This is a genomic window from Hymenobacter rubidus (assembly GCF_016734815.1).
Classification (GTDB): domain Bacteria; phylum Bacteroidota; class Bacteroidia; order Cytophagales; family Hymenobacteraceae; genus Hymenobacter; species Hymenobacter rubidus.
The window spans coordinates 13,521-36,418 of record NZ_JAERQF010000004.1 but is presented as its reverse complement, the minus strand read 5'-3'; the positions used below and the strand labels follow the sequence as shown (position 1 = coordinate 36,418).

The following is a 22,898-nucleotide window of genomic DNA, read 5'->3' as shown; positions in this document are numbered from 1 at the left end:
GTCGAAGCATCTCTGCCGCTTCGTTGAATCGTTCTGTAGAGATGCTTCGACTGCGCTCAGCAGGACGTTCTGAGGACTTTTCCTACATGCTGGGCTGGCCGCAGCGCGGCGGCGGGGTGTGGCTGCTCTCAGCAGTGTCCCTCGCTTTGCCCACGCAGAACCAATCGATGGGTTGGCCTGAGGGCTGCCAATTGAAAGCAAAAGGCCTTGCCAGAATTGGCAAGGCCTTTTGCGGAAATAATAAACAGACCGTCGTGAGCTGGCCGCTATTCCACCATCACCTTGCGCGTCAGCACCTCCGAGCCGGTTTGCACAAGCAGGGTGTAGAGGCCGGGGGCCAGGCCGCGCGTCACCACCCGCTGCTCTTCGGTGCCGGCCAGCGGCTGCGTGCGCACCGACTGCCCCAGGGCGTTGAGCAGCGTGAGGGTGCCGGCCGCCGCTTTGCCGCTTGTCAGCCGCAGCGTAAACTCGCCGGTGGCGGTGGGGTTGGGGAACACCAGCAGGGCGGCGGAGTTGGCCGCGTTGCGGGCGCTGAGCGGCGTGAAGCCAATGGTGAAACTGCCGGGGGTGTCGGTACTGGCGTAGCCCGATACGGCCAGGTAGTAGCGCAGGCCGGCCGTCAGGCCTGTCAGGGTCACGGCACCCAGGCTGGTATTGGCAGCCCCGCTGGTGCGGCAGGCCACCTGCACAAATCCGGTAGAGCAGGTGGTGGCCGTGAACACACGCACCATGCCGGCGGCGTTGCCGCTGAAGGTCAGGACGGCGCTGGCGGTGGTGGGCGTCCAGCTGAACCACACGTCCTTTGGGAGCTGGGCGCCCGAGCAGGTCGGGAGCGAGTTGGCAATGCCGCCGCCCACGCTGGTGGTGCAGTTGAGGTTGGAGCCGGTGAGCGGGCCGGTGAGGACCACGGCACCGCAGGGCTCGTCGTTGGCCGGCGTCAGCTGGTCAAATACGACGGTTTGTGCATCGTTGAAGGCATTGCCGTCGGGCTGGCCGTTGGGCAGGCTGCCCGTTACGGTCAGCGTGTAGGTGCCTGCCTGTGCCAGCGTGATGGGCGTGGTAAAGGTGAGCTGCTGGGTGGCGCGGGGCGCCAGGCTCAGGCCACTGAAGACCTGGGAGTTGCTGGCGGGGGCGGCGCCGTTGTTCACCACGTAGCTCAGCGTGGCCGAGGTCAGCACGGCCGTGCCGCCATTGCGGATGGTCACCGTCACGGGGTTGGCGCCGAGCACGGCCGGTGTAGCGGGCGCGCTGATGCTGGATACGGCCACGTCGTTGGGCACAATGGTCATCTCGTAGGCGCCCACGTCGGGCAGCGTGGGCCGGGGCTGGCCCACAATGTCGCGCGGCACGCGGGCCAGTAGCGCGCCCGTGCCGGAGCCGTCCAGGGCAGTGGCCAGGGGCAGCAAATCGCCGATGGCCACCGCCGCAAACTGCGGAGCCAGCTGCAGGCTGTGCTGGTCGTAGGCAGAGCTGTTCACAACCTTCCAGTTGGCCAGGGTCGCCTGGTTGCTGCCGTAGTAGCCGGTGTAGGCATTGGTACCGAACACGTACAGGTCGTTGTAGTCCGACGTGATGGTGGAAGTGGCTGTGCCGAAGTACAGCGCGTATTGGCTGCCGGTGCCGCCGCGCATCATGCTGATGATGTTGTTGCGGAAATCAACGTTGGTAGCCGCCGACAGCTGATAGAAGCCGTAGCCACTGGAGATGTTGCTGTTGTAGGAGTTTTCCAGCACCAGCGTATTGTGGTAGTAGCGGCTGTAGCTCGAAGCGGAGTTATAGATACCATAATCCAGCCCCGAGCCGTTGAAGTTGTAAACCAGGTTGTTCACCGCGTCGTTTTCCTGGCCGGCCACGCCGCTATTGGCCGTGTAGTACAGGCCGTAGGCGCTGGAAGTGAGCGCAGGCGACGCCGTAAAGCTGTCGTGAATACGGTTGCTTTCGATGGCGGTGCCCAGGTTGTTGTAAGCATACACGCCATAAAAGGTCGTCATCACCGTGCGGTTCGGGCGGTGAATGTTGTTGCGCAGCACCTGCGCCCCGGTGGTGGTTTCCAGGTCAATGCCGCTGCGGTAGAAGTCCCGGATTTCGTTGCCCACAATGCGCAGGCCCGTGGTGCGGCTGGTGGTGCTCAGGCCCACCAGCGTCAGGCCATTGTAGCCGCCGCTGATGAGGTTGCGCTCGATGCGCAGGTTGTTGGCATTGCCGGGACTGGCCAGCGTGCCCGAACCGCTGGTGGCCGTGATGCCCACGCAGCCACTCGAGGTCAGCGACAGCGACGTCAGTATCACGCAATCCGCAATGCGGTCGTTTTCGGCCGCGCCCAGCAGCTGCACGCCCGTGGCCTGCACCAGGCCGGCGGTCGCATCGAGGGTCAGGTTTTGCAGCGTCACGTAGTCGGTTCCCACCAGCGACACCACGGCCGGCTGCACGGCCGTGCCCGCGTACGCCATTGTTTGCTTCGTGGGGCCGCCATCTACCACAATGGTATCGGTAGCGCTCACGCCGGGTACTACCCCCAAGGCCAACGCTTCGTTGTAAGGACCATTCAGCACGTTCAGGCGTACCGAGCCGGCCACGCCGCCGCCGTTCAGGGCCGCCGCCGCCGCCGCGAAGCTGGCGAAGTTGGTGCCGCCCGTGGGCTGCTGCTGGTTGATGGTGTAAGTGCCGAGCAGGGCCGTGTACACCGTCGTTGTGCGGGTGTTGTTGGCGGCGTTGGCATCGGCCTGGCCGTTGGGCAGGCTGGCAATCACCCTGATGCTGTCAGCGCCCGCCAGCAGCGTGGCCGGCGTGGTGAAGGTGAGGCTTTGGGCAGCGCCGGGGGCCAGGCTGCTCAGCGTGAAGGTCTGGCCCACGGGCGTGCCGCCGTTCAAGACGTAGGTCAGCCGCACCGACGTCAGCGCGGAGCTGCCGTTGTTGAGAATGGTGGCCGCTACCGTGCGCGGGCCCACCGCCACCGGCGAGGCCGGCGAATCGATGCTGAGCAGGGCCACGTCGAGGGCCGGCGGCGTGAATTCATAGGCCCCCAAATCGGGAGCGGTGCTGCTGCGGGTGGCCCCGCTGAAGTCCTGCGGCACGCGGGCCAGCGGCGTGGCGGCCCCATTGAGCGCGCTGGCCCTGGGGTGCAGGTCGCCGGTCGCGGCGCTCACAAAAGTGGGGTCGATGCCGGTGCTGGCCTGGTCGAAGGCCGCACTGTTGGCGGCTTTCCAGGCGGCCAGGGTCGGGTAGTTGACCAGGGAGTAGGCCCCCGTCACAAAATTGCTGCCCTGTCCGCTCAGGTCGTTGTAGTTGGAGGTGGTGGAGCCCGTAGAGCTTGTGGACAAGAACACCGCATACTGCGGGGCCGTCCCGCCCCGGTTAACGTGCACGATGTTGTTCAGGAATTCCACGTTCGGGCCCAGCAACTGGTAAAAGCCGTAGGCGCTATTGGCCGAGCCGTTGCCTGGCGCATCAATGTCGATGGTATTGTGGTAGTAGCGGCAGTAAGCCGCGCTCTGGTTATAGATGCCGTACACCGCGCCCGTGCTGGCGATGTCGTAAATCAGGTTGTTCACGACGTCGTTCGGGGTGGTGGCGGTGGCCGCCGTGCCCGTGCCTACATAGATGCCGTACGAAGAACCGGTGGTCGTGCCGGCGTAAGCGCCGTGCAGGCGGTTGCGCTCCACGGCCGCCCCGCTCACCCCGGTGGTAAGGTAGATGCCGTAGTAGGTGGTGACCGATGTGGCCGTGGGCCGCGTAGCCTCGTTGCCAATGAGTTGCGGCGCCGTCAGGTAGCCGGCATAAATCCCGTACTGGTAATAGTCGCGCACCGTGTTGTTGCTGATAACGACGCCCGGCGTGGGCGCGGCGGCCGTGGCGCCCATCACCACAATGCCGTAGTAGCCGCCCTGCACGGTGTTGCCGCTGATGGTCACGTTCTGGTTGGCGGTGGTGCCGGCCCCCGTGATGCTCGTGACCGAAGCGCCCGACACAATGCCGGCGCAGGTGGGTGCCACGGCGCAGGTGATGGTGCAGTTGCTCACCACGTTGTTGTCGGCATTGTTGACGAGCTGCACGCCCCAGCCGTAGTTGCCGGTGGGCATGGCAATCACGTTCAGGTTGTTCAGCGTCACATAATCGGCCCCGTTCAGCGTTATCACGGCCGGCTCGGCCGCCACGTTGGGGATAAACTGAATGGTGCGGGAGTTGCCGTTGAAGGTCACCCGGTTGGTGGCGCTGGTTCCGGCAATAACCGGCAGCCGCAGCTGCTCCATGTAGGGGCCGCCGCTCACGCTGAATGTCACGGGTCCGCTCACGCCGCTGGTGCTCAGGGCCGTGGCTGCCGCCGCGAAACTGGCGTAGTTGGTGCCACTGGTGGGCAGCCCGTCGTTGATGGTGTAGGCACCGCTGAGCTGGGCCAACGCCGCCGGGCCGCTCAGCAGCAGTGCCCCCAGCGCGGTCCCCAGGCGGCCCCACGAGATTCGCCGAAGCAAGGTATTTTTTTCGAGCATGAGAAAGAATCAGTTATTGAACAACAAGCAAGATTTTGATGCACAGAGCACTACAGTCAAAAGCCGCAGACGCACGAAACACACGGCGCGGCCGGTTGCTTGCTGCGCAAGGTAGCCGCCCACCTACGCCGCCAAAACTGCCCCAGCGCGAGTCCGGCGATTTCGGGTGCGAGTCCGGTTATTCACGGCGCGAGTTCGTGGGCGGGCCCGGATTACCATTTTTAGTCCGGCCACCTTATCTTGGATAATCCTGCCCGTTTCGTGTTGCTTGTGCCCCTCCTCCGCTCACTATTCTGCTTACTGTTGCTGTGGCCCATTGGGGCCGGAGCCCAGCCATCCCTCGACAGCCTGCGGCAGCGCTTGGCCACCACGCCGTCCGACACCAGCCGCGTGCTGCTGCTCAACCACCTGTGCTGGCAAACCAGCACCCGCAACGTGACGCAGGCGCTGGCCTACGGGCAGCAGGGCCTGGCGCTGGCCCGGCAGCTGCGCTTTGGCCTGGGCGAAGTGTACCTGCTCAATGCCCTGGCGCGGGCCGCCTTCCTGCAGCACGACGAGCTGGCCGCCATTCGCTACTACCAGCAGGCCGTGCGCCGCGCCGAAGCCGAGCCCCGCACCGACCGGCAGCTCATGCTGGCGCTGCTGGGCCTGAGCCGGGTAGCCATTCAGCAGCAGGATTTTGCCGAAGGCGAGAAGTACGGCCGGCTGGCCCTGGCCCACCTGCAGCGTCGCCGCCCGGTTTCGCTCCCCGACCAGGGCCTGAGCCAGTACAGCCTGGCCTCGCTGTACTACGGCTGGCTGCGTTCCGGCCAGTCCGCGCCCGACTCCATCGACCGCCTCTGCACCTATTACACCCGCCAGACCCTGGCCACCTTCCGGCGCCTGCCCCCCGATACCAACCTGGCGTCCTGCTTCGGCGACATGGGCAAGGTGCACGCCCTGCACCGACAATACGATTCGGCCGAGTACTGCTTCCACGAGTCGCTGCGGCTCTACCAGCGGTTCGGCGACCGGTTTGGGCAAACCGAAACCCGCCTTAGTCTGGCCGAGGTGCTGCTGGCCCGCCACCGCCCCGCCGAGGCAGAAGTCCTGCTCCGCCCCGCCGTGGCCTGGGCCAGCCAGCTCAAAGCCACCGGCCTCGAAGCCCAGGGCGACCAGCTGCTGGCCGCTGCCTTGGCCGAAACCGGGCAAGGCCTGGCTGCTTACCGGCTGGCCCACACCGGTCAGGCCCTGCTCGACAGCCTGCAGTCGGCCGAGCGGCGCGAAACCCTGGCCCGCCTGCGCGTGCAGTTCGACACCGAGCGGCAGCAAAGCCGCGTGCGCGAGCTTACCCAGCGCACCCAACACCAACAGCAGCAGGCCGCCCGGCAGCGGCAGTACCTGTGGCTGCTGGGCGGCTTGCTGCTGGCCGTGGCCGGCGGCCTGGGCGTAGCGGGCCTGCTGGCCTGGCGCCTGCGCCTGAGCCGGGCGCTGCTCGCCAATCAGAACGCCGAGCTGCAGGCTACCCGCACCGAGCAGGACCGGCTCTACGCCCTCATCGCCCACGATTTGCGCAGCCCCGTCATCGCCTTCACCGCCCTGGCCGACCTGCTGAAACGCTACGTAGAACGGCAGGAAACGGCCCGCCTGCTGGGCCTGGGCGAGCGCATGCGCCAGGCCGCCGAGGGCCTACGCGGCCTGCTCGACAACCTGCTGAGCTGGGCCCTTACCCAGCGCGGCGAGCTCACGCCCCAGCCCGAGCCCATAGCCGCCGCTACCCTGCTGGCCGAGGCTGCCGAGCTCTACCAGCCCGGCGCCGAAGCCGCCGACGTGCACCTGACCGTGGACCCCGCCGCTACCGGCCACATCCTGGCCGACCGCAATATGACGCGCACCATTCTGCGTAACCTCATCAGCAACGCGCTGCGCGCCACGCCGCCCGGGGGCTGCATTGCCCTCACGGCCGGCCCCGCTGCCACTGGCCAGCTTGGCCTGAGCGTGCGCGACACCGGCGTGGGCATGGATGCCGGGCAGGTGCAGCGCCTGCTTGCGGAGTCTCCCGTGGCCTACCCGGCCGGCCGGCGCAGCCCCGCCGGCCTGGGCTGGCGGCTGAGCCAGGCATTTGCCCGCGCCCAGGGCGGCCGCCTCAGCCTGGTGAGCGCGCCCGAGCAGGGCACCACGGTTCTGCTCACGCTGCCAAGCGCCGTTGGTGTACCGGTGGCCCCGTCGGCTCCGCACTTCGCGTAGCCGTTTCGGCGGCGGGGCAGCAATACGCGGGCGGATGTGCGTAATTTTCGGCGGCGTTCCGGCGGTTGCCGGCACTTGGAAGAAAGCTATGGGCGACTTAGCCATTCGTGTGCTGATTGTGGAGGACGAGCCGATTTATGCCGACCAGCTCGAAGCCTACCTGCAGGACCTGGGCTGCGAGCCCATCGGCCCGGCCCCCGATGCCCGCATTGCCCTGTCCCTGTTTCGCACCGAGGCCATCGACCTGGTGCTGCTGGATGTGCACCTGCGCGGGCCGGTCGATGGCATCGAGCTGGCCGCCCAATTGCGGGCGTTGCGGCCCATTCCGCTGATTTTTCTTACCTCGCAGGCCGATGATGCGGCCTTTGCCCGCGCCCGGCCGCTGGGGCCCGCCGCCTACCTCATCAAGCCCGTGGCACTCGATGCGCTTCAGCGCGCCATGGCCCTGGCCGTCGACCGCTTCGCCGCGCCAGCGGCGCCCGCCAATGAGCCGGCACCAACGCCGCTGGCGTTGCCCGGACCGATGCCGGAGGCGCTGTTTGTGAAGGAGAACGGGCTGCTCGAAAAAATCCGCATCGGCGAGATTCAGAGTGTGGAAGCCCGCGATAAAGCCTGCCGGCTGGTATTGGCCGGGCGCGTGGTGCTGGTGCGCATGCCCCTGCGCGAGGTAGTGCGCCACCTGCCCCCCGAGCGTTTCGTGCAGATTCAGCGCAGCTACTACGTCAACCTCGACCACATCGAGCGCCTCGACCCGGTGCGCAACCTGGTGCAGGTGGGCGAGCAGCTCCTGCCCGTGGGCGAAACATACCACGACGACCTGCTGCGGCGCCTGCACAAGCTGGATTAACCGCGCCTGTCAGGTAACTACAGAACGGTGCGGCCTTTCTGCGCACGGTTCTTTGCAGCATTCACCATTTTTCCCGCCCCATGAAACTTCTCCTCGCGCCGCTGGCGGCTTGCCTGGCGGCCTTTTCGCTCCACGCCCCCGCTCCGCCCAAAACGCCCGCCGCCCCCAAAGACTACGTCATCACCCAATTCGGGGCCGGCCTCGACAGCACCAAGCTGAACACCCAGGCCATTCAAAAAGTCATCGACAAAGCCAGCGCGGCCGGTGGCGGCACCATCGTCATCCCAAAGGGCGTTTTCCTGAGCGGGGCGCTGTTTTTTAAGCCGGGCACTCACCTGCGCCTGCAGGCCGGCGCCAAGCTCAAGGGCTCCGACAACATTGCCGACTACCCCCTGGTGCCCTCGCGCATGGAGGGCCAAAAGCTCGATTACTACGCTGCCCTCGTCAACGCCAAGCAGGTGAACAACTTCAGCATCAACGGTCCCGGCACCATTGATGGCAACGGGCTGAAGTTCTGGAAGCGGTTCTGGTTTTACCGCGACTCGATGTCGAAAATCGGCAAGTCGGCCACCAACCTGGAGGTGCACCGGCCCCGCCTGCTCTTCATCTGGGGTTCGAACAACGTGAGCATCAAAAACGTGAAGCTGCACAACTCCGGCTTCTGGACCACCCACCTTTACCAGTCCAACAACGTCGTCCTCGACGGCTGCGACATCCGCTCGCCCTTCCGCCCGGTGAAAGCGCCCAGCACCGACGCCATCGACATCGACGTGTGCAAGAAAGTGACCATCCGCAACTGCTACATCTCCGTCAACGACGACGGCATTGCCATCAAGGGCGGCAAAGGTCCTACGGCCCAAAAGCTGCCCGAAAACGGCCCCATCGAAGACGTGCTGGTGGAAAACTGCACCTTCGGCGAAGTGCACGCCGCCCTCACCTGCGGCAGCGAGTGCATTCACGCCAACCGCATTGTGATGCGCAACTGCAAGATGGACAACGAGCGGCCCGTGCTGCTCTTTAAAATGCGCCCCGACACCTACCAGGTCTACGAAAACATCAGCATCGACGGCATCACCGGCAAGTGCGGCACCATCGTCACGCTCTCCCCCTGGACGCAGTTTTTCAACATGGCCGGCAGCACCGAAAAGCCCTTCGGCACCATCCGCAACATCACCGTTTCCAACGTGAAAGTGACGTGCAAGCAGTTCGCCGTGCTCAACGGCAACCCCACCGACAAGGTATCGAACATCACCTTCAAAAACGTGGACGCCACCGCCGACCAGGCCGCTTTCCCCAACAAGTACTCGGACATCAAATTTGAAAACGTCACCCTCAACGGGGCTCCGCTAACCGCCACAAAAAGCGCCGGCCCGGCCGTGACGCCCTTGAAACCCGATTAACCTTGGTAACCTGAGCCACAAAAAAGCCCCGCTAGCATCTGGCGGGGCTTTTTTTAGGTACTCGTGCATAAGTAATCGTATTCGCTCGAACGTCCTGCTGAGCGCAGCCGAAGCATCTCTACCGCGCTAGTACTTACAGCCGTTTCGAAGTCAGTGTACGTGCAGTCAGTAGCGCGAACTTTGCAGTTCGCGTGCCAGAACAAGCTCGCGGCGCGGGGACGCGAACGACAACGTTCGCGCTACTCTACACCAACCCCGACACCGCGCTAGGTTTACTGTTGCAGTAGAGATGCTTCGACAAGCGCAGCATGACCACCTTTTTACTAGCCGTTTACGTTTGCTTGACGACTTAACGCAATGCGGGCCGTTTTTCCAGCGCGGTTCTGCGGCCCCCGTGGAGGCCTTGGCCGCGCCATGCACGCCGACGGATTACTTTTGTCCAAATTCTCATCGCTCATTCAATTCCTTAGTAGCTCATGAAAACTGCACATATTCTTGTACCGGCCCTGTTGCTCCTGCCCGTTTTGGCCGCCAATGCCCAGTCTAAAAAGAAGAGCAGCGGGGGCAATGGAGGCAGCGGCAGCGGTTCCGGCTACAAAACCGGCATTGGCCTGCGCGGCGGCGGCTGGTCGTCCGGGCTCACGCTTAAGCACTTTCTGGGCAGCGGCAAAGGCGTTGCCATCGAAGGCCTGCTCACCACGGAATACAAAGCCCACGGCGGCCGCCTCACCATCCTCGGCGAGAAGCACATCGGCATTGCCGATGCCAAAGGCCTGCAGTTCTACTACGGCGCTGGCTTTCACGCCGGGGCTTACCAGAGCCGCTATTATTTCGACGACGACCGGTTTTACTACAACGGCCGCAACGGCGACGTGTACTTTCTCAAGAGCAATAAGTACGGCTATTATTACGACGACGCCACCTACCTCGCCATCGGGGCCGACCTCATTCTGGGCCTCGAATACAAGCTGCCCGACCTGCCCTTCGTGCTCGGCGTCGACTACAAGCCGTTCTTCGAGGTTTTCCACGGCTACACCGGCTTCTACAACGACGCGGCCGTGAGCCTGCGCTTCACGTTCTAGCCCCGGCCAGGCAGCTCCGGCAAGCGGACCATTGTCCGTCCAGCCGAATTCGGCAGCCGATGCGGTGGCGCACGAAATGAAGTCCCGGCTCGCCCTGCCCGCTATTGAATCGGACGATGCACCAGCGCTTGCGTTGTCGGGCAGAAGCGGTTTTTGGGCGAAAAAAATAAGCGATAATCCAGCGGGTCGCACCTGCTTTAGCTTGCATCGGGCCACCCCCTCCGCCTCAAGCCAAGGCAGGTGCTGCGGGCATTGGCATAGCCGCGAAAAAACACTGCCCAAACAGCGTCCTCGGCAGTATTCAATCATTATCCGCTCAATACCCTGTGCTTTTCAATACCCTGTGCTTTATTACTCTAGGACTTACGCAGTTGCAGCCCCAGCGGGGCGCCATCTCGATAGTAACTGGCTGATGTTGGGGAGAAAGCCCCAGCGGGGCGACACTCGGTTGAGTGCTTGGCGAGTGTCGCCCCGCCGGGGCTTTGCCATTGCATAATGAATAACTTACTACCAATGTGCCGCCCCGCTGGGGCTTCAACTGCGTAAGTCCTATACTCTTCACCTGCTTGGCACCAACGGGTAGCAAGCGTCGCGTTTTCAGTCGTCGCCAGCTTCTCCATCGCATGAAACGCCTGAATGCCTTAGCTTTACTGAATGCAGCCCGCGGTTCACTCCCACTACCCCGAACGTGCCGCCGGGCTTCCTGCCCTTGCCCCGCCCCACTGTTCTGGCCTACGGCAACCCCCGTCTGCGAAGCATAGCTATATCATGGGAGGCGCCAAGCCAGTCGCGTTGTGCCGCATCGGTGCCACTGCCGGTGTATTGATGACCTCCCGGAATCCGGGCATGTCCTGGCCCTCGGCGACGGCTGGCACGAACTCACCGACCCGGCCAGTACTTGCAACGTACGCGTCGGCCACGAAACCCGCATGCAAGCAGCACCGGTGCAGCAGTAGCGGTATTCGCCGCAACGCCCTGGGCTACGGATTCGTCATCTGCCCAATGAACAGGATGGTGCCCGACGACTTTTCCCGAATAAGAAACAGGAACGGCCGGTTCACCAGCGTGATGGGGGCTACGCTGGTGTTCACAACGCCCACGGCCGTCACGGCGGCGGCTTCGGTGCCCTCTTCGTTCACATCCAGGTAGGTTTTGTGCAGCACCTGGCTGATGGACAGGTCAGAAGGGCCACCCGTTAGCATGCGGCTAAAGTTGGCCTGGCTCGAGAAAGCCTCGCCCATTCCCAGTTGTGTCAGCAAGCCGCTGAGCTCTTTTTTGTATTCAACGCGGAATTTGGGCAGCTGCAGAGTGATGCCCGTCGAGTCGGTGGCCGCCAACCAGGCGTCGAGTTGCGCGCGGGTGAGGCGGCTGGCCACGCCGGCCAGGGTGTTCTGGCCCTGGGGCACCACGAAGGTCATGCTGTAGCGGCGGTTGCCGTAGGGCAGGTCGATGACTTGCTGCTGGGCATCGGCGTAGCGCCGGTAGCGGCCGGTGGTCAGGCTCATGAAATCCTTGGTGGCCGTGGTGCCATTTTCCCGGTAAAACGGGCCGGGGCGCGTGTTCTGCGGGTTGAAGCGGTAGGTCCAGGTGCCCTTAAAGTACAGGGCATTTATCAGGTACATCACGTCACTGGCATCGGTGCCGTCGATGATGGTTGGAATTTTGCCGCGGGTTTGGGTATTCACCCAGTCGTTGATAACGTCTTTGGTGGTGGTCAGGCCAAAATTTACCGGCTGCACCGTGGCGCCGAAATACTGCTGGTTGGCCTGCACAAACGGCGCCTGCAGCCGGTACTGCTGCCCGTACCACACGGAATTGCCCGTGGTAAACGTCACCTGCGGGTCGAGTCCGCGCAGCAAGGCAAACAAGCTTTGGTAGGACTGGTTGATTTGAGCATCGGTGAGCGGCTGGAAGCCCAAGGTTTGCTTCATGGCGGCTTTGGTGCTGCCATCGGCGCCGTTGTAGGCCATGGTGAGGGCCGCCGAAATGCTCAACGGCGAGATGCACAGGTTTTCGGTTGGCGCGGCCGTGCGCAGCGTGCCAAATGCCCGAAACGCGAAGTCGTTGGAGCTGCCCACGGTGTTGCGCTCCGCATCGGTTAGCGAACGGGTGGGCGCGGCTACGGGGTCGGGAAGGGCCACGTCGTGCTTTTGGCAGGCCGTGACTAGCAGGGCGCCGGCCAGCAGGCGCAACGCAGCAGGTTTAGCTGTAAAGGTTGTCATGGAACGGGAGGGAACTAAGTGGATGAGCAGAAGCCGGGACTGTCTGCGGGCCTGACCGGGAGCGGGGCCGAACGGTTGCACCGGGTGGGCCGCGCTACGCTGGCAGCCTGAGAAGCATAGCGGTTTTTCGCTTTCATCCGCGGCTCGTGGCCCCTACCCTGCCCTGCCCTAAGTGGCTCCGGCCGGGGCCGCACGTCCACGCTGCAAAAAAAGTTTTTCCGGCGTGTAACGTTCGGTTTCATCGGCGGTATCCACATCAGAAAGCCACCCAGGCAACCCGGCACGCGCCTGGTGCATCTTTCTGGCAGTTCCCGCTTTTCGATGCACTCGCTCCAGGCTACCGGTTTCTTCTTCGCAAGCTTCGTTGCCCTGAATTCAGCCAATTGGCCAGCCAAATCAGAACAAAGTAAATTTTCGATAGCTTTTTCCTGAAAATTTTCTCCCTGATAATCAACCACTAATGGACAAGAAAACATATGTCGGGCACATTAATTGAAACAGTACCTTGCTTTACAAAGTACCTATCATACATTTGTACTGTTGGTCGCCCAGTACTATAGCTCATCACATCACTTTTTTCACCACACCTTTTTTCTGCACCCATGAACACTTCCCTCTCCCTCCGCTCCGCGCAGCTGTTGACCGCTGCTACTTCCTCCACCTCCGCCCTGCGGACCATGCTGCTCGGCGGGCTGGCCGTGCTGGGTAGCGCGGGCTCGGCCCTGGCCCAGGACGCTCCTTCCGTGAAGGCCAAGGCTGACGCGCAAAGCTTGGCCCTGACCGTTGAAAACCCCCAACAAGAGCGGATGCACGTGCAGGTTATTTGCCTGGACAAATACGCCTGCCTGCTGAACGAAGTGAACCGCAAGCCCTCCTACGGCACCAAACTGAACTTCGATGGGGTGCCAGCCGGGCAGTATGCCGTGGTGCTGCGCGTAGGACATGAGCGCTACCGCTACACTGTGCAGGTGCAAGCCAAGGCGGCCACCACCATTTCGGTACGTGAACTGGCCCCGGCTACCCCCGCAATCGTGGCCTCCGCAGGGCGCTAAGCCCCCTTCAAGGACGTCGGTGCCCGCGACCAGGCACCACGCCACGCGCTTCGGCCCCCGCTGGCGCAGTACCCAGTACTGCACCAGCGGGGGCCGAAACGCGTCGGATTAAGTAGGAAATAAGCCGAAAGGAGGTCATACTGAGCTTGTCGAAGCATGACCTCCGCGAGCGCCCCGCACCACCGGCCGTCTCTACTGGAGCCTCGCCACACTGTTTTGCCCAATGATGCTGGCCGATGGCGTCGCGGGCCTGCTGCACGAGCAAAACAGCGTCGCGGCCATGCGCCAGCCGGGCTACCCGGCATCCATCCTGCACATCACGGGTGCGGCCAAAATCCTGGGCGCGCTGGCGCTGCTCCAGCACAACGACGTGCTGCCCAACGCCGCGGTGCGCGCGATGCAGCCCACACCGCCCGGCTCGGGCTGTTCCATTGCGCTGGGCGAGGGCATGCCCGGCATTGCGATGCCGGTTTTAAAGACCCCGACGGCAACACCTGGCCCCTGCAGGAAATGGCGGGGCGGGCGTAGCGCCGGCTTAAACAAGACGCCTCGGCTGCGTTCAGCCGCGCTAAAACGACAGCGCAATGCTGGTGGTCAGGTTGCCGTAGCTTTGGTTGGCCGCGTTGTCGGGGCGCGCAAAAACGCCGTTGATGCCGTTCAGGTACCGGCCTTCTACCCGAAACAGCACGTTGCTGGCCGGGGCATAATCCAGGTTGAGCGAGCCTCCGGCTACGCGGAAGTTGGCATCGGCTGCGGCCGGTGCAATGCGTTGAATCAGCACGCCGCGCTCGGCAAAGTAGTACTCGCCGCGCAGGGTGGTGGAAAACTTTTCGGCCAGCCGGTATTTGAGAAAAGCTGCCGCTGCGTGCCAGGTATCGTACCTCTCGGAGGTGGCACTTTGCTGCTTGCCCACGTCAAACACCAGCGCCAGATTCACGCGCTCCGCCGCCGCATAGGTGAGGTAGAAGTTGTGGAAATAACGCCGCCGGACTGGTTGCCCCAGGGGCTGCTCATTGCCGTAGAACGTGCTGCTGTTGATAACAACACTGGCCGTGGGCTTCCACTGAATTTGGGTGCCGAGGGCTTTGGCTTGGTTGGTTTCGCGGATGTTTTGCCAGCCGTTGAGTACCAGCCCGGTCAGCGTCAGCTTGGGGCCGACTTCGTAGGTAAACCGGGCGCCGGACTCGTAATACGGCGAATTCTCGGCCATGACGGAGCGGGTCAGCGTCCAGTTTTCCTTCGAAATGGCCGACTCGAACCCGATGTGCGAGCCAAAAATGCCCATGTCCAGCCACGCCTTGGCAAAGGGCCGGAAGCCTGCATACGCCTCGTAAACGTGCTGCAGCACGGGGTCCTCGTTGGCGTAGTTGGCACTCACGTAGGTGCCGGCGTGCAGGCCCAATGCCCCGCGCACCTTGCCGTCGTCATAGCGTGCGCCAAAGAGGGCCTGATTGATGGCAAATTCGTTTTGGCGGCCGTGCGAATACAGGAAGAACTGGCGGTTGTTGCCGTTGTCGTACTTGAAATCGTAGCCGTAGTAGCCATCCACAAAACCGTAGGTAGTCAGCGGATTGGGAGTGAGTGGCGCAGCCGGCGCACCGGCCGTTGGCACCACCGGATTTGGTTCGGTGGTGGGCGTGGTTTGCGCCAGGGCAGCTACCGGCAGCGCACTCAGCAACAGAAAAGCAACATGTTTCATCAGTAAATATTTGTGCAAAAGAAGCTGCTTTCCGGCACACCGCTCGCACAGTAAACAAAGCCACCGCCAACTGGCTTTGCGCCAAACCGCTGCCTGCCAACACCGAAAACCGAGTTGCTCCGGCCCGGTGCGTGGGTCAGAACAACTCGGTTTTCTGCTCTAGGCCCAGGCTGGGCGGCCAGCGAAACCGCTATTTAATGAACTGCGCCAGTGTGGTTTTCAATTCTTCCCCGCGCAGGTTGGCAGCCACGATTTTGCCCGTGGGGTCCACCAGAAAATTCTGCGGAATGGCGCGCACATGGTAGCGCTGGGCGGCCTCGTTTTGCCAGCCCCTCAGGTCCGAAACCTGGGTCCAGGCCAGTCGGTCGTCCTCAATGGCTTTCAACCACTTCGTACGGCCAGCTTCTTCGTCGAGCGACACGCCCAGGATGTCAAAATTGCGGCCTTTGAACTCGTTGTATACCTTCGTCACGGCCGGATTCTCGGCCCGGCAGGGGCCGCACCAGCTGGCCCAGAAATCGACCAGCACGTACTTGCCCCGGTAGTCGGCCAGGGTCACGGTCTTGCCCTCGGGCGTGGTCTGGCTGAAGGCCGGGGCCGGCTGGCCCACGGCGGTTTCCTTCAGGCCCCGCACCAATTCACCGTATTCGCGGCCCTGGGGGCTGCTTTTCAGGGTGGGGCTCAGGGCCTCGTAAAGCGGAGCCACGGTGGCGTACTGGGGCAGGTCCAGCATGCGCATGTCCGTTAGGGCATCCAGGCTGGCCCAGGACGTGGGGTTGGCCTTGATAAAGGCGTAGTAGCCGCTGGCGTACTGCTTGTTGAACGCCTCGTACTGGGTTCGCATGCGCTGGCCGAAGGCCGGGTCTTTGCGCTGCTGCTCGGTGGCTTTCTGTGCTTCGTCCCCAAATGCTTTCATTTTATCGGCAACCGGTTTCACCGAGGCCTGCAGCCGCAGGTAATCGGCCATGGCCGGGCCGCCCCTGAAGGTGGCGTGCGCCAGCGAATCGGGGCTGGTCAGGACCAGGGTGCCGGGCTCCAGAAAAATGCGGGCGCGGTCGCCCATGGGCCCATATAAGCTAACCAGCCGTCCTTTGCGCCGAAACACCAGGTCGGCGGTGGTGGGTGCGTCGGCGTTGCCTTTCAGCTCAAACGCGCCATTTTTTAGGGTCGCCGAATCGGCGATGTTCATGCCGCGCACCAGGTAGAGCTTGGCCGGCGCATTCAGGCTGCCGAGCTTGCCCTTAATGGTGTAGGTGAACGGCGTTTGGGCCTGCGCCAGGCACGGCAAAGCCAGCAGCGCGGCCAGTAGGTGCTTTTTCATGAAGTGGGAATTAACTGTGGAAAGGAATGGAAATAAACAGGCCGCTGAAACGACGACCTTCCCCCACCAACGCTCCGCTCCTGCCAGCTGGTATGCCCGGCTAAGCCAAATTCCGTTTTTTGTTGAACGGTGGGTGCCGCCGGCGTTACAGGTCGCATTCCGGAATCGTCCGGTACCGCATCAACAGGCAAGCCGCTGGCCAGCTGGCCAGCGGCTTGCCTGTTGATGCGGTTGGTGCAGAAAATACGTCATTGCTTCTACCGGCAGCTAGCGGCGCAGCCCCAGCCGTTCCACGGTTTCGCCTTCGAAATCAAATTCAATCAGAACAGCCGGTTCATTGCCCACCACCCAACCGTCGTGGCCGGGCGCGATGGCCACGGCCTGCGGGGCCACAAACTCTTCGATGGCGCCGTCGGCGTACTGAATGTTAATCTGGCCGCTGGCCAGAAAGCCCACGTGGGCGTGCATGCAGAGCGGCGTACCCACGATGTCTTTCAGGTTCTTTGACCAGCGGAAACCCGTTGGGTACACTATGCGCTTGACGCGGGCGTTGCCGGTCGGCACTACATCAACGTGCACGCCCCCGACTTCGCGGTGCGTGGCGCCCTTCATCGGGCCAAGGAGAGAGGAATTTTCCATGCCCTAACCTACGCATTTTTCTGCCTATTTTTTGGCCGGCGGGGCAGCCACTACCCGGGTGTTGCCGGGCAGGGGAATTTCACGGGCCGTTTCGAAAGGACCGGCTTCGGGCGCAGTTTCCTCTACCCGGCGCTGCACAATGCGCAGGCGGTGCCCGTCCACGCTTAGCACGGCCAGGTCCTGGCTGGTGCCGGTGGCTGCCGAGTAGCTGCGGAAGCCCATGAGCATGCCGGCCGGGAAGTTGGCGGCCTTGGCTTTGGCGGCATCTACCACGTCGGGCTTGCCGGCAAACTTGCCTAGGTCGACATCGAGCGGCTTGCTGCCTTGCAGCACGAGGTGGGCGCTGGTGCGTGGGTGCGCCGGGTCGTCGGAATTGGGTGCCGGCTTGAAGCTAAAAGAGGCCTTCACCGTTTCGGCCTCTTGTAAGCCCGACGCGGCCGGCGTGGGCGCAGCGGGCTGGGGTGCAGCGGCCGTGCCGTCGGCGGACGGCGCGGTAGCGGCTGCCACGGCCGAATCGGCCTGCTGCGCAGCGGCGGGAGTGGCGGCAGCGTCGGGTGCCGGCGTGGTGGCGGGGGCCGACGTGACGGGCGCTGTCTGGTTGCAACCGGTTAGCAGCAGGGCCGCCCCCAAAACCAGAAAAGAGGTTCTCATTCGATTAATATGCGGTAAAGGTTTGCGGCTGTAAGATTAAGCAAAATCGCTCAGCTTCGTGTTGGGGCCCGTGTCGTTGGCAATTCCAGTCTTTACAGACTCCGGGCTCGCTCTGAGTAATGCAAGCCGGCAACAAGGAAACCACCAGAGCCGCAAGGCGGCATTTCGGCCAATTCCTATGTCGACACTTTGCCGCTACTTCGAAACTTGAGGCACATGGATTCTTTGACTATCCATCAGTCACAAAAAAGCCCTGCTACCAAGGCAACAGGGCTTTTTGTCAATCAACTCCAGCGCTTACCAGCGCCGGCCGTAGCCACGGCCGCGGTAGCCGCCCCGGTAGCCATAGATGGGCCGGGGAGCGTAATACACCGGACGTGGCGCGTAGTAGTAAGGCGCAGGCGCAGGCGCAACCATCACGGGCGGCGGCACGGCATACACCACAGGCGGGCGGGGCGGGTAGTAGCGGGGGCCGTAATAGGGCGGGTAGTAGCCTCCGCCAATGGTGACGGAAACCTGGGCACTGGCTGCGTGGCTGCCCAGGAGCAGCAGGCACACGCCTAACGCAAGAAAAATGGATTTGGTCCGCATAATAATTCGCGCCGAAGCGCGCTACTTAATGATGAGAGGACGTCTTACGAAGACAATTTACGGATTTTAGACGTAAACGATACCACCCAGTTTAATGGTTCAGCTACGGAATTCGGACGCGGTACGTCACGTCGGTGGCGCCGCCAAACAGGCCGTAGCCGGGCTTCACGTTGGAAGCCAGCGGCGCGGGCTCGGCAAAGGGGTTGCCGTTGCTGTCGTAGTAGCGGCGGCGCGAGAGGTAAAAGTTGTACGCGTCCTTGGTGATGCTGCTCACATACACTTCGAGGTAGCCCGGTTGCGGGCAGGGCTGGCCACTACCAGGGTAGCATTGGCTATAAAAACGCACGTCGGTGGTGAGGGAAATGCGCTGGCCGTTCACGTCGGTGTCGGCAAAGGGGTAGATGCTGTACTGCTGCTGGGGGCTCGATAGCAAGAACTGCCCCACGCCCACGGCATTGCCCTGGCTGTCGTAGTCCACGTTCACCGGCGACCAGCCGCCGGGCTGCCCCTGCTGGTCGAGCACGCGGGCAAAAGCCAGGTAGTAATTGGCGGCATTGGGGTCGTCGCGCAGCACCACCGTCAGCCGGCCCTGGTACTGGCCAGCGCTGGGGTTCTGGCTGGTTTTGGGCACGTAGGTGCCGCTTTCCACCACGGCCGGGGCCGGCAGGGTGAGAGTGCTTTCGGCGGTTTCGAGGCCCGGCAGGGTGGCGCGCAGGGTGTAGGCCTGCCCCACCTGCGGCCGGAAGCCCAGCACTGGCCGGTAGTAGCCGGCGTATCCCGAATAGCCGTACTGGCCCACGCTGGAAACCGACCGGTAGCGCTCCACCACGGTGCCGGCGGCATTGCGCAGCTCCACGGTGGCATCGGGGCGGCCCTTCAGCTCGCTGGTATCAAACACGCGCTGGCTGTTGCTGACGTAGAGCTGACGCAACTGGAACAGCTCGTTGAACGACGAATCCAGCGGCGCGGTGGTCAGGTTGTAGAGCAGCGCCACGCGGGGCGTGTGCGGCGGCTCGGGCAGGTCCACGGTGGTTTCGCAGCCAGCCAGAGCCACGGCAGCGGAAAGCAGAACGGAGAGAGACTGGGTTTTCATGGGGACTGGGAGAGGAAAGCAGAGTAGAACGTCATGCTGAGCGCAGTCGAAGCATCTCGCGTGCATTTACTCAATTAATCGTCTGTCATGCTGAGCTTGTCGAAGCATTTCTACCGCTTCGTTGCAGCCGACTGGATTACTACCACAAGCGAGATGCTTCGACTGCGCTCAGCATGACGGGCTTAAAACCGGAACGTTTTGCTAAACGAGGGCAGAATGGGAAACAGCGACACCTGGCGGTAGCTCAACTGGTCGGTGCCGGCCCCGCGGCCTACGTACATGAAATAAGGGTTTTTGCGGTTGTAGGCGTTGTACACGCTGAAGCTGTTCACCACTTCGCCCCAGCGCTTTTTCTTGGTGTGGCTCAGGTCGAGGTCGAGGCGGTGGTAGGCGGCCATGCGGTAGCTGTTACGGGTGCCGTAGTCCTCGAAGGGCGAGCTGTAAGGCCCCAGCGAGTAGCGCCCCTGCGAGAGGGTCACGGCATTGCCGGTACCGTACACGAAGGTGCCCGAGAGCGTGAGCGTGGGGCTGAATTCGTGGATGACCACCAGCTTGAAATCGTGCCGACGGTCGTACTTATAAGGGTAGAGCAGGCCCTGGTTCAGCTCCGGGAAGCGGCGGTTGTTCCAGGCCAGGGTGTAGCCAATCCAGCCGGTGGTTTTGCCGCTTTTCTTTTGCAAAAACAGCTCGGCGCCGTAGGCCCAGCCCTGCCCGCTCGTGATTTTGGCCTCGTAGTTGTCGTCGGTCGTGCCCACAAAGTCAGCCCCTTCCTTGAACTCAATCAGGTTTTGCATGGGCTTGTAGTAGGTTTCCAGGCTCAGCTCAAAATCCTCGCCGCCGAAGCGCAGGTTGCGGGCCGCCCCCACGCTGAACTGCTGGGCTTTCTGGGGCAGCGTGTTGGCCGTGGCGGGCACCCACAGGTCGGTGGGCAGGCCAATGCCGCTGTTGGTGAGCAAATGAATATACTGCGTGGTGCGGGCGTACGATGCCTTCAGCGCCCACTCCTCGGTGAGCAGGAAACGGCCCGACACGCGCGGCTCCACGCTCGGATAGCGCTTGCCATCAACCAAGAAAATATTCAGGCGCAGGCCCACGTTCACCTTCAGGCGGTCGTTCAGTTTCACGTCGTCCTCGGCGTAGAGGCTGCCTTCGCTGGCCTGGATGCGGCGGCCGGTGGTTTTGTTCAGGGCGGGGTCGGTGCTGCCTTCGGTTTGCAGCGCACCGGGCCGGAACTGGTGCCGGATAAGCTGCCCGCCAAATCGAATGTAGTGGTTGGGGTTGGGCACGTAGTCGAAGTCCGACTTCAGGCTGATATCCTGAATATTGGACAGGTAGCCCAGCGAATATTTATCGTCGCGCTGCTGGCCGTTGCTGTCCTTGTACTTGTCCTCCTGCGTGATGCCCACATCGAACTGGTAGCGCGTGTAGGTGAGGTGGGTGTTCATAAACAGCCGGTCGTTCACCACGTGGTTCCAGCGCAGGGCGGCGGTGCGGTTTCCCCAGCCCAGGCTGTTCTGCTGCTTGTAGTAGTTGCCGTTGTCGGTGGTGCGCTCGTCGTTGGCGTAAAACTCGTCGTAGCCCGTGTAGCCGCTCAGGTACAGGCGGTCGCGCGCGCTCAGCTTCCAGTTCAGCTTGCCGTTGAGGTCGTAGAAATAGTAGCCGGCCACCAGCCCGTCGGCGTTGGCCTTGATGAGGGGCCGGGCCAGAATATCGATGTAGGTGCGCCGGGCCGAGAAGATGAACGAGGCCGTGTCCTTCTTAATCGGGCCCTCCAGCGTGAAACGCGAGGCAATGAGGCCGATGGCGCCCTCGCCGTGCAGCTTTTTCATGTTGCCCTCCTTCATGGTAATGTCGACCACCGACGACAGCCGCCCGCCGTACCGGGCTGGAAACCCGCCCTTAATCAGCTCCACGTTCTTGATGGCGTCGGCATTAAACACCGAAAAGAAGCCGAACAAATGCGAGGCGTTGTAGATGGGCGTGCCGTCGAGCAGCAGCAGGTTTTGGTCGGGCGAGCCGCCGCGCACGTACAGGCCGCTGCTGCCCTCGCCGCCGGCCTGCACGCCGGGCAGCAGCTGCAGCACCTTCAGCACATCGGTTTCGCCAAACAGCGCGGGCAGCAGCTTTATCTGGGCCACCGGCACGTTGATGGTGCCCATGCGCGTGCTTTCGGTCGCTTTCTCCTCTTTGCTGCCCACCACTTCCACCGCGGCCAGCTCGGCGGTAGCGGTTTTCAGGCGGAAGTCGTGGGTGAAGCTGTGGCCGGATTTCTGCGCCAGCAACTGCCGCTCGTAGCCCAGCGCCGACACCAGCAGCCGGACCGAATCGGCGCTGGCCGGCAGCGTGAGCGAGTAGAAGCCGTAGGTGTTGGTGGAGGTGCCCTGGCCGCTGGCTGGGTGCACCACGGCCACGCCGGGCAGGCTTTCGCCGGTAGCGCCATCGCGCACGTAGCCACTGATGGTAAATCGGTTAGCTTGTTGTGCTTGGGCCGTGGTAGCGGCTCCCAGCAGCGAAGCTGCGCTTAGCGTGGCAAGGCGAAAAAGTGTCTTCATGCAGATGCAAAAAGGTGTGGCAAGGAACCGGCCCCGCGTGAGCCAACGCAGCGGCCAAACGGCAAGCCGGCGTTTTTATTTGGCAGAGTGAGTTTTGGGTGAAGAGCAAAATTTGAGTGCCGGGGTTGCTTTGCCTTTGCAGAATTGGCAAAAAAGAACGTCATGCTGAGCGCAGTCGAAGCATCTCGCATGCGGCAGTAAACCAATCGATTGAGTTACTACTACACGCGAGATGCTTCGGCTGCGCTCAGCATGACGTGCTTAAATCCGTATTAACCCGTCCCTACTTCTTCCGGTAGGCGGCGTTCAGATACGCCAGCACGGGCGTGGTGATGTCGAGGTTTTTCTCGCCGTAGGCAATGGTGCCGCTGGGCGCGGCAATCAGTATCAGCTTGTAGCCGTGGGCTTTGCCGTAGGCTTCCACCTTTTTGTTCACGCTTTCGAGCACGGTTTGGGTGAGTTTGGCTTCCTCCTGCTGGGCCTGGGCTTGCAGCATTTGCTGCTGCTGGCCCACCTGCTGCTGCTGCTCCTGGAGTTTTTGCTCGGAAGCAGCGCGCTGCTCGGCGGTGAGGGTGGGCGCCTGCTTCTGGTAAGCCTCCACGGCCGCTTTGAAGCTGGCTACCATGCTCTGGTTCTGTTTTTCCCAGCCGCGCGCCTTGCCCTCAAAGGCTCGGCGGGCGTCTTTCATGCCCTGGTAGCCGTCCAGCATCTTGCCCGACTCCACGTAGGCCAGCTTGCCCGAAAAATCGCCGGTCAGGTCCTGCACGGGCGCGGCAGCCGCTACGGCAGCCGGCTCGGAATCAGCGGTTTCAGTAGCCGGGGCAGCCGGGGCAGTGGTGTCGGCGGCGGGCTCGGGCGAGGCCAGTACGGCGGTATTTTTATCGGTGGCAATCGCCGGGGCCACCGGCTTGTGGTTGAAATGCAGGAAATACAAACCGGCCACGGCCAGCGCCAGCACAATGTTGATGGTAAGCTGAAGAGGGTTTTTCATTGAAAACAACTAATGAGGAAACAACAAAAGTAACGCGGGGCTTAA

General features: G+C 62.8%; 15 protein-coding genes and 1 pseudogene. 6 read left to right on the top strand and 10 right to left on the bottom strand.

The genetic code is table 11. The features are described 5' to 3' along the window. Positions 1–266 precede the first annotated feature (266 nt). Positions 267–4,487: a CARDB domain-containing protein gene (locus JKL48_RS04195; protein WP_201978956.1), complete on the bottom strand. Its 4,221-nt coding sequence runs from the start codon at positions 4,485–4,487 to the stop codon at positions 267–269. 303 nt (positions 4,488–4,790) lie between these two features. Between JKL48_RS04195 and JKL48_RS04190 the strand changes: the two genes are divergently transcribed. The 4 genes from JKL48_RS04190 to JKL48_RS04175 all read left to right on the top strand — a co-directional run bounded on the left by JKL48_RS04190 (position 4,791) and on the right by JKL48_RS04175 (position 10,042). Continuing rightward, positions 4,791–6,713 (top strand): sensor histidine kinase, encoded by a 1,923-nt coding sequence (locus JKL48_RS04190; protein ID WP_201978954.1) that lies wholly within the window; start codon positions 4,791–4,793, stop codon positions 6,711–6,713. An 88-nt stretch (positions 6,714–6,801) separates the two neighbouring features. Then, positions 6,802–7,560, top strand: a complete 759-nt coding sequence (locus JKL48_RS04185) for a LytR/AlgR family response regulator transcription factor (protein ID WP_201978953.1) — start codon at positions 6,802–6,804, stop codon at positions 7,558–7,560. Between the two features lie 80 nt (positions 7,561–7,640). Beyond that, the gene (locus JKL48_RS04180) at positions 7,641–8,960 is read left to right on the top strand and encodes a glycoside hydrolase family 28 protein (protein WP_201978952.1); all 1,320 of its coding nucleotides are present in this window, start codon (positions 7,641–7,643) and stop codon (positions 8,958–8,960) included. A gap of 476 nt (positions 8,961–9,436) precedes the next feature. Then, positions 9,437–10,042, top strand: coding sequence for a hypothetical protein (locus JKL48_RS04175; protein WP_201978950.1), 606 nt, complete (start codon positions 9,437–9,439; stop codon positions 10,040–10,042). A 980-nt stretch (positions 10,043–11,022) separates the two neighbouring features. On the opposite strand, the gene JKL48_RS04170 is transcribed toward JKL48_RS04175, so the two are convergent. Further along, positions 11,023–12,264: a serpin family protein gene (locus JKL48_RS04170; RefSeq protein ID WP_201978948.1), complete on the bottom strand. Its 1,242-nt coding sequence runs from the start codon at positions 12,262–12,264 to the stop codon at positions 11,023–11,025. A gap of 602 nt (positions 12,265–12,866) precedes the next feature. Here JKL48_RS04170 and JKL48_RS04165 point away from each other — a divergent pair. Both JKL48_RS04165 and JKL48_RS23710 read left to right on the top strand, forming a co-directional pair. Then, positions 12,867–13,316: a hypothetical protein gene (locus JKL48_RS04165; RefSeq protein WP_201978947.1), complete on the top strand. Its 450-nt coding sequence runs from the start codon at positions 12,867–12,869 to the stop codon at positions 13,314–13,316. A 211-nt stretch (positions 13,317–13,527) separates the two neighbouring features. After that, positions 13,528–13,662 (top strand): annotated as a pseudogene (locus JKL48_RS23710) (DoxX family protein); the annotation flags it as partial. 222 nt (positions 13,663–13,884) lie between these two features. Here the strand turns inward: JKL48_RS23710 and JKL48_RS04155 are convergent. The 8 genes from JKL48_RS04155 to JKL48_RS04120 form a co-directional block, all read right to left on the bottom strand. Beyond that, complete coding sequence (locus tag JKL48_RS04155) at positions 13,885–15,015, bottom strand: porin (protein WP_201978944.1); 1,131 nt, start codon at positions 15,013–15,015, stop codon at positions 13,885–13,887. A gap of 190 nt (positions 15,016–15,205) precedes the next feature. Further along, positions 15,206–16,336, bottom strand: coding sequence for a TlpA disulfide reductase family protein (locus JKL48_RS04150; protein WP_236668614.1), 1,131 nt, complete (start codon positions 16,334–16,336; stop codon positions 15,206–15,208). Positions 16,337–16,603: 267 nt separating this feature from the next. Continuing rightward, on the bottom strand, positions 16,604–16,975 hold the full coding sequence (locus JKL48_RS04145) for a cupin domain-containing protein (protein WP_201978941.1): 372 nt from the start codon (positions 16,973–16,975) through the stop codon (positions 16,604–16,606). Positions 16,976–16,999: 24 nt separating this feature from the next. Continuing rightward, a complete protein-coding gene (locus tag JKL48_RS04140; protein ID WP_201978939.1) occupies positions 17,000–17,626 on the bottom strand; it encodes a hypothetical protein in 627 nt (208 codons plus the stop codon). Positions 17,627–17,923: 297 nt separating this feature from the next. After that, positions 17,924–18,217, bottom strand: a complete 294-nt coding sequence (locus JKL48_RS04135) for a hypothetical protein (protein ID WP_236668613.1) — start codon at positions 18,215–18,217, stop codon at positions 17,924–17,926. Positions 18,218–18,320: 103 nt separating this feature from the next. Continuing rightward, positions 18,321–19,310 (bottom strand): DUF4249 domain-containing protein, encoded by a 990-nt coding sequence (locus tag JKL48_RS04130; RefSeq protein ID WP_201978937.1) that lies wholly within the window; start codon positions 19,308–19,310, stop codon positions 18,321–18,323. A 182-nt stretch (positions 19,311–19,492) separates the two neighbouring features. After that, the gene (locus tag JKL48_RS04125) at positions 19,493–21,862 is read right to left on the bottom strand and encodes a TonB-dependent receptor (RefSeq protein ID WP_201978935.1); all 2,370 of its coding nucleotides are present in this window, start codon (positions 21,860–21,862) and stop codon (positions 19,493–19,495) included. A gap of 283 nt (positions 21,863–22,145) precedes the next feature. Beyond that, positions 22,146–22,853, bottom strand: a complete 708-nt coding sequence (locus JKL48_RS04120; protein WP_201978933.1) for an OmpH family outer membrane protein — start codon at positions 22,851–22,853, stop codon at positions 22,146–22,148. Positions 22,854–22,898 lie beyond the last annotated feature (45 nt).

Coding starts and splice junctions, on each gene's coding strand:
- JKL48_RS04195 (WP_201978956.1), bottom strand. CDS start 4,487: ATGCTCGAAAAAAATACCTTGCTTCGGCGAATCTCGTGGGGCCGCCTG.
- JKL48_RS04185 (WP_201978953.1), top strand. CDS start 6,802: ATGGGCGACTTAGCCATTCGTGTGCTGATTGTGGAGGACGAGCCGATT.
- JKL48_RS04180 (WP_201978952.1), top strand. CDS start 7,641: ATGAAACTTCTCCTCGCGCCGCTGGCGGCTTGCCTGGCGGCCTTTTCG.
- JKL48_RS04175 (WP_201978950.1), top strand. CDS start 9,437: ATGAAAACTGCACATATTCTTGTACCGGCCCTGTTGCTCCTGCCCGTT.
- JKL48_RS04170 (WP_201978948.1), bottom strand. CDS start 12,264: ATGACAACCTTTACAGCTAAACCTGCTGCGTTGCGCCTGCTGGCCGGC.
- JKL48_RS04165 (WP_201978947.1), top strand. CDS start 12,867: ATGAACACTTCCCTCTCCCTCCGCTCCGCGCAGCTGTTGACCGCTGCT.
- JKL48_RS04155 (WP_201978944.1), bottom strand. CDS start 15,015: ATGAAACATGTTGCTTTTCTGTTGCTGAGTGCGCTGCCGGTAGCTGCC.
- JKL48_RS04150 (WP_236668614.1), bottom strand. CDS start 16,336: ATGAAAAAGCACCTACTGGCCGCGCTGCTGGCTTTGCCGTGCCTGGCG.
- JKL48_RS04145 (WP_201978941.1), bottom strand. CDS start 16,975: ATGGAAAATTCCTCTCTCCTTGGCCCGATGAAGGGCGCCACGCACCGC.
- JKL48_RS04140 (WP_201978939.1), bottom strand. CDS start 17,626: ATGAGAACCTCTTTTCTGGTTTTGGGGGCGGCCCTGCTGCTAACCGGT.
- JKL48_RS04135 (WP_236668613.1), bottom strand. CDS start 18,217: ATGCGGACCAAATCCATTTTTCTTGCGTTAGGCGTGTGCCTGCTGCTC.
- JKL48_RS04130 (WP_201978937.1), bottom strand. CDS start 19,310: ATGAAAACCCAGTCTCTCTCCGTTCTGCTTTCCGCTGCCGTGGCTCTG.
- JKL48_RS04125 (WP_201978935.1), bottom strand. CDS start 21,862: ATGAAGACACTTTTTCGCCTTGCCACGCTAAGCGCAGCTTCGCTGCTG.
- JKL48_RS04120 (WP_201978933.1), bottom strand. CDS start 22,853: ATGAAAAACCCTCTTCAGCTTACCATCAACATTGTGCTGGCGCTGGCC.